Here is a 270-nt window from a genome sequence, read left to right as displayed (position 1 = left end):
AGTCGCCCAGCGTCGCGCCAAACGGCCGGGTCAGCACGAACGCCACCCAGAACAACAGCACTGACGAGATCCGGGTGAAGTACTTGAGCGCCACCACCAGAGCAATGGTCGAGCCGATCAGCAGCGCGCCGCCGGCAAAACCCAGCCCCGAATCGTCCGCCAGGAAATCGCCCAACGCGGTGCCAAGCGTGTTGGAAAACAGAATCGCCATCCAGTAGAACAGCTCGCCCCGAAAGCTCTGCACCTTGTTCACGTTCAGCGAATCGCCAC

At 61.9% G+C, this 270-nt stretch carries 1 pseudogene; it reads right to left on the bottom strand.

Annotated features, from left to right (window positions below):
- Positions 1 to 253, bottom strand: a pseudogene (locus tag AC0L3B_RS39540) (hypothetical protein); the annotation flags it as partial.
- Between the last annotated feature and the right edge of the window lie 17 nt (positions 254 to 270).

The organism is Bradyrhizobium sp. Kon56 (assembly GCF_055807635.1).
Note: the sequence above shows the minus strand (reverse complement) of the source record. Positions and strands in the feature narration are given on the sequence as shown.